Annotated in this window: 10 protein-coding genes and 1 pseudogene; 6 read left to right on the top strand and 5 right to left on the bottom strand. The window is 61.8% G+C overall.

Features of this window, described 5'->3' with window-relative positions; genetic code table 11:
* Positions 1 to 646 precede the first annotated feature (646 nt).
* Together J3P89_RS14455 and J3P89_RS14450 are read right to left on the bottom strand one after the other, a co-directional pair.
* Complete coding sequence (locus tag J3P89_RS14455; RefSeq protein ID WP_434694588.1) at positions 647 to 1,519, bottom strand: NAD-dependent epimerase/dehydratase family protein; 873 nt, start codon at positions 1,517 to 1,519, stop codon at positions 647 to 649.
* On the bottom strand, positions 1,516 to 2,448 hold the full coding sequence (locus J3P89_RS14450; RefSeq protein WP_434694587.1) for a glycosyltransferase family 2 protein: 933 nt from the start codon (positions 2,446 to 2,448) through the stop codon (positions 1,516 to 1,518). The genes J3P89_RS14455 and J3P89_RS14450 overlap by 4 nt, the downstream gene beginning before the upstream one ends.
* 350 nt (positions 2,449 to 2,798) lie before the next feature.
* On the opposite strand from J3P89_RS14450, the gene J3P89_RS14445 reads away from it, so the two are divergent.
* Together J3P89_RS14445 and aldA are read left to right on the top strand one after the other, a co-directional pair.
* Positions 2,799 to 4,976: a PQQ-dependent dehydrogenase, methanol/ethanol family gene (locus J3P89_RS14445; protein ID WP_434694586.1), complete on the top strand. Its 2,178-nt coding sequence runs from the start codon at positions 2,799 to 2,801 to the stop codon at positions 4,974 to 4,976.
* A gap of 66 nt (positions 4,977 to 5,042) precedes the next feature.
* Entirely contained in the window at positions 5,043 to 6,479 is a 1,437-nt protein-coding gene (aldA, locus tag J3P89_RS14440; RefSeq protein WP_434694585.1) for an aldehyde dehydrogenase, read from the top strand.
* Between the two features lie 225 nt (positions 6,480 to 6,704).
* Here the strand turns inward: aldA and J3P89_RS14435 are convergent.
* The 3 genes and pseudogenes from J3P89_RS14435 to J3P89_RS14425 all read right to left on the bottom strand — a co-directional run.
* Positions 6,705 to 6,767, bottom strand: a pseudogene (locus J3P89_RS14435) (hypothetical protein); the annotation flags it as partial.
* A 313-nt stretch (positions 6,768 to 7,080) separates the two neighbouring features.
* A complete protein-coding gene (locus J3P89_RS14430) occupies positions 7,081 to 9,024 on the bottom strand; it encodes a sigma-54-dependent Fis family transcriptional regulator (protein WP_434694583.1) in 1,944 nt (647 codons plus the stop codon).
* Positions 9,025 to 9,185: 161 nt separating this feature from the next.
* On the bottom strand, positions 9,186 to 10,082 hold the full coding sequence (locus J3P89_RS14425; protein ID WP_434694582.1) for an alpha/beta fold hydrolase: 897 nt from the start codon (positions 10,080 to 10,082) through the stop codon (positions 9,186 to 9,188).
* Between the two features lie 227 nt (positions 10,083 to 10,309).
* Here J3P89_RS14425 and J3P89_RS14420 point away from each other — a divergent pair, with 227 nt between their 5' ends.
* The 4 genes from J3P89_RS14420 to J3P89_RS14405 all read left to right on the top strand — a co-directional run bounded on the left by J3P89_RS14420 (position 10,310) and on the right by J3P89_RS14405 (position 13,414).
* Positions 10,310 to 10,735, top strand: a complete 426-nt coding sequence (locus tag J3P89_RS14420; RefSeq protein WP_434694580.1) for a YciI family protein — start codon at positions 10,310 to 10,312, stop codon at positions 10,733 to 10,735.
* Positions 10,736 to 10,758: 23 nt separating this feature from the next.
* Positions 10,759 to 11,166: a VOC family protein gene (locus J3P89_RS14415; RefSeq protein ID WP_434568773.1), complete on the top strand. Its 408-nt coding sequence runs from the start codon at positions 10,759 to 10,761 to the stop codon at positions 11,164 to 11,166.
* Positions 11,167 to 11,336: 170 nt separating this feature from the next.
* A complete protein-coding gene (locus J3P89_RS14410; RefSeq protein WP_434694579.1) occupies positions 11,337 to 12,041 on the top strand; it encodes a heavy metal response regulator transcription factor in 705 nt (234 codons plus the stop codon).
* A complete protein-coding gene (locus tag J3P89_RS14405; protein WP_434624213.1) occupies positions 12,041 to 13,414 on the top strand; it encodes a heavy metal sensor histidine kinase in 1,374 nt (457 codons plus the stop codon). Before J3P89_RS14410 ends, J3P89_RS14405 begins: the two co-directional genes overlap by 1 nt.
* Positions 13,415 to 13,645: the final 231 nt, after the last annotated feature.

Here is a 13,645-nt window from a genome sequence, read left to right as displayed (position 1 = left end):
ATCCTCGTTGACAGTAACTCCGCCATCGCGAGCAGGCTCGCTCCCACAGTTGGATTTTCTGGCTGCCGCAAAATCCATCTACGCCGCAGCCCCTCTGTGGGAGCGAGCCTGCTCGCGAAATGGCCGGCCCATCCAATATCCTCGTTGACAGTAACTCCGCCATCGCGAGCAGGCTCGCTCCCACAGTTGGATTTTTTGGCAGCCGCAAAATGCATCTACGCAGCAGATCCCCTGTGGGAGCGAGCTTGCTCGCGATGAGGTCAGCTCATTCAACATCTTCATCGACTGATACGCCGCCTTCGCGAGCAAGCTCGCTCCCACATTGGATTTTCAGCAGCCGCAAAATCCATCTACGCAGCAGATCCCCTGTGGGAGCGAGCCTGCTCGCGAAATGGCCGGCCCATCCAATATCTTCGTTGATCCACACTCCGCCATCGCGAGCAGGCTCGCTCCCACAGTTGGATTTTCTGGCTGCCGCAAAATGCATCTACGCAGCAGATCCCCTGTGGGAGCGAGCTTGCTCGCGAAATGGCCGGCCTATCCAATATCTTCGTTGATTGACACTCCGCCATCGCGAGCAAGCTCGCTCCCACATTGGATTTTCGGCAGGCAGGCACAAAACATCCTACCTATCCCCAAGGCCGTTTCAGCGTCCAGGCAAATCCTCATCCAGCAGCTGAAACGCCTTGGGCGCAAAGCCAAACCGTTGACTGGCCTGCGAGTGGTCGAACACCAGGTCCTGGTTCATCCGCGCCACCAGCGCGCTGGAAAGGTGCCGGTAGCGTGGCAGGCAGCGCATGATCGAAACGCCCCAACCCAATGCCTTGGCTGGGAGGGGCACTGTTCGAACCGGGCGTCCCATGGCCTGGAAGACGCGTCGCACCATGGTGTGATACGGCAAGATTTCTCCCCCCGACAGGTTGTAGCCACCACTGGGCAAGTCAGTCATGTTCAGGGCCGACAGGCAAGCCTGGATAACATCATCACCATGCACTGGCTGGCGCAACCCGGTGCCGCCACCGATCAGTGGGAAAAATCCAAAGCGCTGGATGAAACGAGCGATTTCCGAAATATTCTTGTCGCCACCAAAGCCATAGATCAGGGTCGGTCGCAGGATCACCCATTCGATCTGCCGTTCGGTCGCCCACTGCTCAAGTTGTTCTTCTGCACGTATCAACCGTTGCGCCACGTCTCTTTCCCGAGGGTCGGGCGATGCGTGCTTGGCAAAACGGCTGGTGGAAGACAGGACGACAACGCGTTTGACCTGGGTGCTGGCAAGGCGCTCCAGATAGTCGGACAACACCCAGATGGGAGCGAAGGACAGCAGGGTGTCCAGCGTCAGTCCTTGCCAGTCGTCAGCCTCTCGCCAGGTCACTCCCGGGCAGGACGAAACCTTGGACAGGTTTCGGGTGAAGGCGCTTGTCAGGTGGCCGTTTCGTACCAGCAATGGCAGGACGCGCTGGCCCAGGAAACTGGAACCACCCAGTATGCCTACCCGCAAATTGAAGTCTGTCGTCATAGGTTGCTTGCATTTTTAAATCGGCTCGTCGCGTGGCGAAGGACCATCAGGCTGAATCGAAACCAGACCCCGATCACCACGCTGATCCATAGGATGGCGGGGTATTTGCGGCGGAAAAATTTGCGATAGAAGCGCAGGAATCCCAAATGTTTGTGCCATTCGACGAAATACGGGCGATGCCGACTGCAGCCTCCAAACACATGCATCACCTGAGCATCAGGCACGAACAGAACGCTCCAGCCGGCTTGATGGAAGCGCATGCACCAATCCAGGTCCTCGCAGTGCAGGAAGTACTCTTCGTCCCACAACCCGACGCTCTCGATGGCTTCGCGCTTGACCAACATGCAGGCTCCGGAGATGGCTTCAACCACAGTGGGCGTGCTGGGTAGCGGCTCCTTGTGCAATAGGAAATCAGACAGAACCGATGGGAAAAACATCGAGAGCCGTGAAAGTCCGAAAGCCCGCATGAAGGCGCGTCGGGGCGTGGGGAACACCCGGCGCCCACCGGCTTGCTCGCTGCCGTCCGGGTTGCACAGGAACCCTCCGACCATGCCGATCTCAGGCGAGCTGCGCAGCGCCAGGAGCAAACGGTCCATGGCATTGGCTTCCAGCACGGCGTCCGGGTTCAAGAAAAACAAATTGGTGGCTTCCGACAGGCGGGCACCCTGGTTACACGCCACCGCGAAGCCGAGGTTGGCGGCATTGCGCACGACCTCAAGCTTGTCGTCGCCTGCGTGGATACGCTCCAGCCTCACCAGGCTGTCATCGTGGGAATTGTTATCCACCACGATCACTCTGGCAGCGCCGGCGGCAAACGCCGACGCTACACATGCCAGCAAAAGCTCACCGGCGTTGTAATTGACGACGATCACATCGCACTCGCCGCACAAGGATGTTGTGGCCGATTCATCGATAGCGCGCAGATCCATTGCTTTCAATTTCATTACTCCCAGCACAACCTGAATACATATGAAATCGCAACTACACAGGTGTGTATTTCAAGATAGCAGGTCTGCGCCCTTCGACCAGTTTCTGGCCAGGTGTGCGCCTCGAGCCAGTCATTTTCCACCGCGTCGAGTGTCGACTTTCGCTGTGTCAGGTCCGGCACAACTGTCGCGGCCAATGCGACAGCTGTCGCACGCCGACGCAATCGGCGGCCAGGGATGAGGGCCTCGTACTGCGGGGCTTGCAGCGATATTTATAACGGTGGCATGAGGGTTGCTCTTCTTCTGGTGCGCAGCGCAATGGCTTCGCTACTAATAAGAACCAGGAGTCTCCCATGACACAGATTGGCCTCTCCGTGCCTACTGCTTCTGCGAACGCGTGCCCGCGCGTTCCCCTCAAGACGTTATTTATCGTGCTGGCGCTTACCCTCAATGCCGCCCCAGGCTGGGCGCAGGACATGCCGGCGAATGTCGATGGCAAGCGCATCATTGCCGCCGACCGGGAGCCGGGTAACTGGATGAGCACCGGCCGGACCTACGACGAGCAGCGCTACAGCCCCCTGAACAAAATCAGCGACCAGAACGTTGGCCAGCTGGGCCTCGCGTGGAGCTACAAGCTCGATCTGGACCGCGGTGTCGAGGCCACGCCGATCGTGGTCGATGGCGTGATGTACACCACCGGTCCGTTCTCCGTGGTCTACGCCCTGGATGCGCGCGACGGCAAGCTGATCTGGAAGTACGACCCCAAGTCTGACCGCAACCGCGCCGGCGAGGCCTGTTGCGATGCGGTCAACCGGGGTGTCGCGGTATGGAAGGGCAAGGTCTACGTGGGTGTGCTCGACGGGCGCCTGGAAGCGATCGATGCCAAGACCGGCCAGCGCGCCTGGTCGGTGGACACCCGCGCCGACCACTCGCGCAGCTACACCATCACCGGGGCCCCGCGGGTGGTCAACGGCAAAGTGGTGATCGGCAACGGCGGCGCCGAGTTCGGCGTACGCGGTTACGTCACGGCCTACGACGCTGAAACCGGCAAGCAGGCCTGGCGTTTCTTCACGGTACCGGGTGACCCCAAGCTGCCGCCGGAAGACAAGGCAATGGCGATCGCCGCCAAGACCTGGCACGGCGATGCCTATGTGGCCCAGGGCGGGGGCGGTACGGCCTGGGACTCTTTCGCTTTCGACCCGGACTTGAACCTGCTGTACATCGGGGTGGGCAATGGCTCGCTGTGGGACCCGAAATGGCGTAGCCAGGCCAAGGGTGACAACCTGTTCCTGTCATCCATCGTCGCGGTCAATGCCGACACCGGCGAGTACGCCTGGCACTACCAGACCACGCCAGGAGACGCCTGGGACTACACCGCCACCCAGCACATGATCCTGGCGGAACTGCCGATCAATGGAAAGCCGCGCAAGGTCCTGATGCAGGCGCCGAAGAACGGTTTTTTCTACGTGATCGACCGCGCCACGGGTGAGCTGCTGTCGGCCAAGGGGATCGTGCCGCAAAGCTGGACCAAGGGCATGGACATGAAGACCGGCCGGCCGATCGTCGACGACGAGAACGCTGCGTACTGGAAGGATGGCAAGCGCAAACTGGTCACACCGGCGTTCTGGGGCGCCCACGACTGGCAGCCGATGTCCTACAACCCGAACACGGGCCTGGTGTATATCCCGGCGCACATCATGTCGGCCTACTACGAGCACATCCCCGAGGCGCCGAAGCGCAACCCGTTCAAGAGCATGTACCAGTTGGGCCTGCGCACCGGGATGATGCCGGAGGATGCCGACGGGCTGCTGGAAATGGCCAAGGGCTGGTCGGGCAAACTGATTGCCTGGGATCCGGTCAAGCAGCAACCGGCCTGGGAAGTGCCTTATGTGACGATCTTCAACGGCGGCACCTTGAGCACCGCCGGCAACCTGGTATTCGAGGGCAGCGCCGATGGCCGGGTGATCGCCTACGCCGCCGACACCGGCAAGAAGCTCTGGGAGCAGCCGGCGGCCAGTGGCGTCATGGCCGCGCCGATTACCTACAGCGTGGACGGTGAGCAATACGTCACCTTCATGGCCGGCTGGGGCGGAGCCTTCTCGACGTTTGCCGGGGCTTTGTCCCTGCGCGCCGGGGTGCGGCCGTTCTCCCAGGTGCTGACTTACAAACTGGGCGGCACCGCGAAACTCAACGAGCCGGCGCCGCTTGCCGACACGCCGAAACCGCCGCCACTGACCGCTGACATGGCGGCGGTGGACGCCGGCGGCAAGCTCTATGACGGCTACTGCTCGCAGTGCCACGGCATCCATGCCGTCAGCGGTGGCGTGCTGCCGGACCTGCGCAAGCTGACCAGCGAAAAACACCAGATGTTCCTCGGCATTCTTTATGGCGGCCGAGTACCTGACGGCATGCCGTCCTTTGCCGATGCCTTCACGCCGGAACAGGTCGAGCAGATTCATCAATACCTGATCAAGCGCGCCCACGACCTGCAGCAGGAAGGCGGCGTCTGGAAAACCTTCAGCGCCAAATGAACGCCCGCGACGCAGGGGCCGGTGCGCCTCTGCATCGCTTTCGACACTGACCGCGAGAGCAGACCCATGACCGAGATCATCGACTACCAGAACTTCATCGCCAACGCCTTTGTCTCCAGCGAACCGAGCATCGAGGTGCACAACCCGGCCAACGGACGCTTGCTGGCGCGGGTGCCGCAAGCCAGCGGCGAACAGGTTGAAGCGGCCGTTGCCGCGGCGCGTAAGGCGCAGAAAGGCTGGGCGGCCCGCCCGGCCATCGAACGCGCTGGTTACCTGCGCAAGATCGCCAGCAAAGTGCGCGACAACGCCGAGCGCCTCGCCCATATCATCACCGCCGAACAGGGCAAGGTGCTGGGGCTGGCGCGAGTGGAGGTCAACTTCACCGCCGACTATCTGGATTACATGGCGGAATGGGCGCGGCGCCTTGAAGGCGAGGTGCTGACCAGCGATCGCGCCGGCGAAAGCATCTTCCTGTTGCGCAAACCCCTGGGTGTGGTGGCCGGCATCCTGCCGTGGAACTTCCCGTTCTTCCTGATCGCACGCAAGATGGCGCCTGCGCTGGTGACCGGCAACACCATCGTGATCAAGCCCAGCGAAGAAACCCCGATCAACTGCTTCGAGTTCGCCCGCCTGGTCGCCGAGACCGACTTGCCGGCAGGCGTGTTCAACGTGGTCAGCGGCACCGGCGCAACGGTGGGGCATGACCTGACCCGCCATGCCGGCATCGACCTGATCAGCTTCACCGGCAGCGTCGACACCGGCTCGCGAATCATGGCCGCGGCGGCGCCGAACATCACCAAACTCAACCTGGAACTGGGCGGCAAGGCCCCGGCGATCGTGCTGGCGGACGCCGACCTGGCGCTGGCGGTCAAGGCGGTCACCGCGTCGCGGGTGATCAACAGCGGGCAAGTCTGCAATTGTGCCGAGCGGGTGTACGTCGAACGCAAGGTTGCGGATCAATTCATCGAGCAGATCGCCGCGTCGATGGCCGCGACCCGCTACGGCGACCCGCTGGCCGAAGACAATCTGGACATGGGCCCGCTGATCAACCAGGCGGCGCTGGACAAGGTTGCACAAATGGTCCGGACCGCCACGGGGCAGGGGGCCGAAGTGGTCACCGGCGGCGCGGTGGCCGACAAGGGCCAGGGCTTTCATTACCAGCCGACGGTGCTGGCCGGGTGTGGCAGCGACATGGCGATCATGCGCCAGGAGATTTTCGGCCCGGTGTTGCCGATCCAGATTGTCGATGACCTGGACGAAGCCATCGCCCTGGCCAACGACAGTGAATACGGCCTGACCTCATCGATCTATACCCGCAGCCTGAGCGCGGCCATGCGCGCCAGCCATGAACTGGATTTCGGCGAAACCTACATCAACCGGGAGAATTTCGAAGCGATGCAGGGTTTTCATGCGGGGGCGCGCAAATCCGGTATCGGCGGCGCGGATGGCAAGCACGGTTTGTATGAGTACACCCATACTCATGTGGTTTACATCCAAATCTGATCATCACCTGTGCTTGAAAAAATACCGGCTCCCCGCCTGATGCTGTCCGAGGGAAAACGGCGATCCCTTGGCGAGGGAGCTTGCTCCCGCTGGGTTGCGAAGCGACCCCAAACCTGGCGAAACGCGGAGCATCAGATGCACCGCAGCCGCTGGTTTACGACTGCTTCGCAGCCGAGCGGGAGCAAGCTCCCTCGCCACGGGGCTGTCGAAAGCCTTCCAGTAGCGTCAGGGCTGATCGTTAGGCGCGACGACGCCGTGCTTTTTCATCTTGCGGTACAGCGTCGAGCGCGAAACGCCGAGTTCGGTGGCGGCGGCGCGGATGGCAAGCACGGTTTGTATGAGTACACCCATACTCATGTGGTTTACATCCAAATCTGATCATCACCTGTGCTTGGAAAAATGCCGGCTCCCCGCCTGATGCTGTCAAAGGGAAACCGGGATCCCGTGGCGAGGGAGCTTGCTCCCGCTGGGTTGCGAAGCGACCCCAAACCTGGCGAACGCGGAGCATCAGATGCACCGCAGCCGCTGGTTTACGACTGCTTCGCAGCCGAGCGGGAGCAAGCTCCCTCGCCACGGGGCTGTCGAAAGCCTTCGAGTGGCATTACGGCTGATCGTTAGGCGCGACGACGCCGTGCTTTTTCATCTTGCGGTACAGCGTCGAGCGCGAAACGCCGAGTTCGGTGGCGGCGGCGCTGATGTTCCAGCGCAGCCGACGCAAGGTACCCAGCAGTTGACGGGCCTCTTCGCTCCCGAGTTGTTCACCCAGGTTGCTGGTCGACGGTTGGGCGCTGCCAGGCAACCGCAGCGCCTGCGGTGAGAGTAATTCGCCGGGCAGGCAATCCAGGTCGATCACGCCGTCTTCCGCCAGGGCCACCGCGTAGCGCAGGCTATTGAGCAACTGGCGGATGTTGCCGGGCCACGGGTAGTCGATCAGGCATTGGCGCGCATCGGCGTTCAGCCGTAACCCGCGGGCGCCAGGTTGGGCGGCGAGCAATTTGTCGATCAGCTCGGCCCGGTCACTGCGTTCGCGCAAGGCCGGCAGCGCCAGGTTCATGCCGGCGAGGCGATAGAACAGGTCTTCGCGAAAGCGCTTAACGCCGATCATCGCCTGCAGGTCCTGGTGTGTGGCCGAAATCACCTGGACATCCAGGGTCACCGGCACCTCGGCCCCCAGAGGCGAGATTTCACGCTCCGCCAGCACCCGCAGCAAACGGGTCTGCAAATGGGCGGGCATGTCGCCGATCTCATCAAGGAACAGGGTTCCGCCATTCGCCAGCTCCAGTTTGCCTTTCATGCCTTTGCGGTTGGCGCCGGTGAAACTGCCGGCGCGATAGCCGAACAGCTCGCTCTCGATCAACGTTTCCGGAATCGCCGCGCAGTTCAATGCCACGAAAGGCCCGGCGCGACGTTGGCTGGCCTGGTGGATGGCACGGGCAAAGGCCTCCTTGCCGGTGCCGGTCTCGCCGGTAATCAGGATCGGGATGCCCTTGTCGATCACCTTGCGTACGCGTCGCACGTTCTGTTGCAGCCGGGCGTCGAGACCGGCGAGTTGCTGCAGATCCGGGTGAGCCTCAGGGGCCGGGCGGGCGACGGGCAGCGGGCGGTGCCGTTCGGAAGGGATACGCAGGCCGACGTCCAGCAATGCTTCATCCTGACAACGGCGCAAGCGCACACCCTGGGCGCCGCCATTGGTGAGCCGGAGCAGTTCGTCCACCGTAGTCGGGAGCAGGCTGTCGATGAGCGTGCCGAGCAGTGCCGGCTGATCTGCCAGCTCCAGGGCGACAAACGCGGCACGGTTGGCGCCGATGACGCGACCACTTTCATCGAGCGCGAGCAGTTGCTCGTTGGCCAGGTCGGCAATTTCATCGATGGGTTTGAGGGACAGGGTCAAGCGGTCGCGATAGCGCTGGCGAAAGTCTGCGTTCTCGATCAGCCGCGCGTACATGATCACCAGTTGCAGCGTGAGGTACTGGCTTTCCCGAGGGCCCTCGTTGTTCATGCAGGTCGCATTCAGGCAGCCGCGTAACAAGCCTTGGGCGTCGAAGATCGGCGCCACCGAGCAGCTCAGGCTGAAATTCGATGCCAGGAAGTGCTCCTCACGATGAATGATCAACGGCTGCGCCGCCGCCAGGGTGGTACCGATGCCGTTGGTGCCCACCACCGACTCGTCCCACTGCGCGCCCACTACCAGGCCCGATCGGGTGTAGATGTCGTGCTGGCTGGGGAGCCGGGAATCCAGGGTGATGCCATGCTCGTCGCTCAGCAGTACGGCAAAACCGGCTGGCACCACGCGCTGGGCCAGGCCGCTGACGCCCTGGCTGGCGATGGAAAGATATTGCTGGTGCTGTTCCTGATGACGCCGTATGGCGTCGGCGCTGAGGATATTCTTGCGGCTCGGCGCGCCAGGATCGAGCCGGTGCTCCACGACGCTGCGGTACCAGGATTGCGCAATGACCCCGTCCGGCCTGAGGCCGCGCCCGGAAAAGTGGTCGTTGACGAACGCCGCGAGTTCGCCGGGGATCGTCTGCGTGTCATGCAGGGTCATGAATTGCTCCATCAGGCGTGAGGCCCGCGAAGGGCCTTCACAGCGATCTTGTTATTGGACGATGGCCGCCGTTGCAAGTATCTACCATAGACGCTGGAGCGTGAATTTTCAGCCTCTGGAAATGTTCGCAATTGATGCCGAGGAAGTTTCGCCGCGTGAAATCACCTGGCGCCGGGGACCGGTGGGAGCAGGAACCCGAGCACTTCGTCAATCAGAAGCTCTGGCGCTTCCTCTGCGATGTAATGCCCCGACGGCAGGGCTTTTCCCCGGACGTCACTGGCGACCTTTTGCCATTCGCCAAGCGGATCGAAGCAGCGGCCCACAACGCCGTCAGCTCCCCATAGGGCGAGTAACGGCAGTGAGAGTTTTTTGCCGGCTTGCCGGTCGCTCTTGTCGTGCTCCAGATCGATACTGGCACTGGCCCGGTAGTCTTCACACAGACCATGGGCTGCCCCCGGTAGTCTCAGGCAACGCAGATACTCGGCCAATGCCGCTTCGGTGAAGGGCGCCATGCCCGCGCTGCGAGCACCCATGACGCTGCGCAGATACAGCTGCGGATCCGCTTCAATGAGCGTCTCGGGAAAAGGGGCTGGGCGAATCAGAAAGAACCAGTGCCAGTAGGCGCGGGCGAAAGCTTCATTGGTCTGCTCGTACATCGCCAGCGTCGGAGCAATATCCAGAACGATCAAGCGTTTTACTGCGTCCGGATGATCCATCGCCATCCGACAGGCCACTCGTGCGCCCCTGTCGTGAGCCAACACGTCGAACTTTATGAATCCCAGTTCGCGCATCAGCTCCACCCCGTCCAGCGCCATCTGCCGTTTGGAGTAGGCCAGGTGCTGCGCGTCGCTCGGCGGTTTTTCGCTATCACCGTAGCCCCGAAGATCCGCCGCCACCACGGTGAAATGTTGCGCCAGCGGCTCGGCGATCTTGTGCCACATCACGTGAGTCTGAGGGTGCCCGTGAAGCAGTAGCAAACCTTGGCCACTGCCGCCTTTGCGGTAGTTGACGGTGATACCGTTGACGTGGCATCGACCCGATTCAAATGAGGCAAACATCGCTCGAAACTCCTTTTGGTTGTTGCACCCATTCTAGGGCGAGCGCGCTGTCGTACGAAGGTACAACGTGTGAAAGCTTTCTTCACGAATCGTGAGTAACTGGACGCCATACACGCGATGGTTCAAAAAAATCGCCGCGGGCTGTCGATTTGCGTCATCGCCATTCGATTAGTCTGCAGAGCCGCCACACGGACGGCTTGATCCATCTATTCTGAGGAGCTATGAGCATGCGATTTATGGTGATCATCAAAGCCAGTCCCGAATCCGAAGCCGGAGAAATGCCCAGCGCGCAGCTGCTGACCGCCATGGGCGCCTACAATGGAGAACTGGTCAAGGCCGGGGTGATGCTCGCCGGTGAAGGCCTGCATCCCAGTGCCAAGGGTGTTCGCGTACAGTTTTCCGGAAACAACCGGACCGTCGTCCAGGGCCCGTTTGCCCAAACAGGAGAATTGATCGCCGGCTTCTGGATCTTCCAGGTCCAGTCGTTGCAGGAAGCTGTCGACTGGGTCAAGCGCTGCCCCAACCCTATGGTCAGCGACAGTGAGATTGAAATTCGCCAGATCTTCGAGGCTGAGGATTTCGGCGAGTCTTTTACTACCGAGTTGCGCGAGCAGGAAGAACGTTTGCGAGCGCAGATATCCGATCAATCGTGAAACCGCAGACAGGAGAGCAGAGCATGAAAATCATTCCCTACCTGACCTTCAACGGCCGCTGCAAGGAAGCCTTCGCGTTGTACCAGGACGTGTTGGGCGGCGAGCTTTTTTCCATGTCCTTTGCCGAGGCGCCCGAGGACGTCGGCATGCCCAAGGACCCCAATCTGATCATGCACACCTGCCTGACCGTGGGCGGCTTCAGCCTGATGGCTTCCGACTGCGCGCCCGGCCAACCGTTCAGCAAGCCGCAAGGCGTGTCGGTGTCTCTCAATGTCGACAGCGCGGAGGAGGCCGAGCGGCTGTTCAATGGCCTGAGTGCCGGCGGCAGCGTGCAGATGCCCTTGGGCAAGACTTTCTGGGCGGAGCGCTTTGCGATGTTCGAAGACCGTTTCGGGGTCGCCTGGATGGTCAATTTCGAGGGGCGGCCATAAGTCGAACCGCCGGCACGGCCGCGCCAATTCTGACAGGAATGTCAGGAAGCGGTCAGCCTGCGGACACCTTCGGCCCGATACTCTGCTGGACGCTGTACCCGTCTGCCCGGGCCGCTTGAAACATGCATGAGCGCCTGTGCAGCGCACCCCTTTGCTGGAGGAAATATCCGATGCGGTTGCTCATCGTCGAGGACGAAGAAAAAACGTCTTCCTATGTCCATCGTGGCTTGAGCGAGCTTGGCTACATTGTCGATGTCGCGACCAATGGTATCGATGGCCTGCATTACGCGTTGGAAATGGATTACGACGTGGTGATCCTGGATGTGATGCTGCCGGGCAAGGACGGCTACGGCGTGTTGCAGGGCTTGCGCCTGCAGAAGAAGACGCCGGTGATCATGTTGTCGGCCAGGGGCACGGTGGATGATCGCGTCCGGGGGCTGCGCGAGGGTGCCGACGACTACCTGGGCAAACCGTTTTCCTTCGCCGAGCTTGTTGCGCGGGTCCAGGCATTGATCCGACGGCGTGCCGATGACACCGCCGACCCGACGCATTTGCGCATCGATGACCTGGAGGTCGATCTGCAGGCGCGCAAGGTAACCCGGGCCGGGCTGCGCTTGGACCTGACCGCCAAGGAGTTCTGCCTGTTGAGCCTGCTGGCGCGACACCAGGGTGAGATTCTCTCCAAGTTGATGATTGCCGAGCAGGTCTGGGATATGAATTTCGATAGCGACGCCAACGTGGTCGAAGTCGCGATCAAGCGGGTGCGGGCCAAGGTGGATGCGCCGTATCCGCGCAAGTTGCTGCATACCGTGCGCGGCATGGGTTATGTGCTGGAGAGCCGTGAACTCAGTGACAGGCAAGCGGGTACAGCGTGATGAAGGGATCGATAGCCAAGCGACTGGCCTTGATGTTCGCGCTTGCAGTCACGCTGATCACCGCGGTCAGTGCGACGCTGTTGCGCTGTTCGTTGAAGCAGTCGCTCGACGAGCAGATGCAGAACGAGCTGATCCTGCGCCACTCGGTGCTCGATCCGGTGCTCGCCAAATACGATTCGCCGGCGTTCTGGGTCGGCTTGCGACAAAAGCTCGATGGCCTGACGCCCGCGGATGAGCGCGTGCGTTATTGGGTGGTGGTCGACGACCCGGCCTACAGTTATGGCGGGCCGATGCCGGACGGCCTGGACTGGTCGAAGCGCCCGGATGGTTTCGCCACCCTCGATCTGCCCGACCGAGACCGCCCCATGGTGCTGATGGTCGAGACCATTGCGGCCATGGGCAGCCGTCCGGAATTGCGTTTTATCGTGGGATTGGATTCGACGCCGTTCATGAAGACCCTGGATGATTTCACCCGGATATTGATTCTGACTTCTGCGCTGGGGGTCGTGCTGGTGGCGCTGCTCGGTTATTGGATCGCGCGTTTTGGCCTGGGCCCGGTCCGGCGCTTGAGCCGGCAGGCCAACAGTCTGCCGCCGGGGGATTCGAAGCAGCGACTCGACACGCAGGCGCTGCCTGGCGAATTGCAGGAACTGGCGGTGTCGTTCAACGGCGCCCTGGCGCGCCAGGAAGCCGCCTGGTGCCAGCTCGAAGGGTTCAACGCCAATGTCGCCCATGAGCTGCGAACGCCGCTGACCAACCTGATCGGGCAAACCCAGGTCGCGTTGGCCCACGGGCGGGACGTGAATGAGCTTCAGGACCTGTTGCAGTCCAATCTCGAAGAACTGGAACGGATGGGCACCATCGTCAACGACATGCTGTTCCTGGCGGGCGCCGAAAGCGGCCAGCGGGCAACCGAGCTGAGCGATGTCTCGCTTTACGAGGAAGCGTCGAAGACCGTGGAATACCTGGAGCCGGTCCTGCACGACAAACAGTTGAGCGTGGTGATCCAGGGCGACATGCGCGTGTGCATCGATCGGCGTCTGTTCCACCGTTCCCTGGCCAATCTGCTGCAAAACGCGGCGCGCTACGCGGTGCCGGCGAGCACCATCACGGTGAGCCTGGAAGACCATGGCATGCAGGCCAGGGTGAGCGTTTCCAACGCCGGCGAACCGATCGAAAGCGTGCACCTGGAGCATTTGTTCGAGCGCTTCTATCGAGCCGACGTCGCCAGGGCCCGAAGTGACGCGCACCATGGCCTGGGGCTCTCCATCGTGCGGGCGGTGGCGTCGATGCACGGTGGGCGGGTGTTCGCCCACAGCCAGGACGGACTCAACACCTTCGGCTTTTCCCTGACGAGCCAGGCGGCGCGCTAGCCGCTGGCTCGCGAGCTTAAACATCGCCGTCGGCCAAGACGGCGCTTTCGCGAGCAGGCTCGCTCCCACATTGAATCTCCAGCAGCCGAAGAATCCCAGGTAAACGCCGATTTCTTGTGGGAGCGAGCCTGCTCGCGAAGAGGCCAGCACATCAATATCCCGTTGGCTGAGCCACCGCGTTTTTCCCGGCGCCGGCGTTTGACATGTTCCTGTCAGTTGCCAGTCACCTTG

Source organism: Pseudomonas sp. Z1-14, assembly GCF_051132005.1.
Lineage (GTDB): Bacteria > Pseudomonadota > Gammaproteobacteria > Pseudomonadales > Pseudomonadaceae > Aquipseudomonas.
Note: the sequence above shows the minus strand (reverse complement) of the source record. Positions and strands in the feature narration are given on the sequence as shown.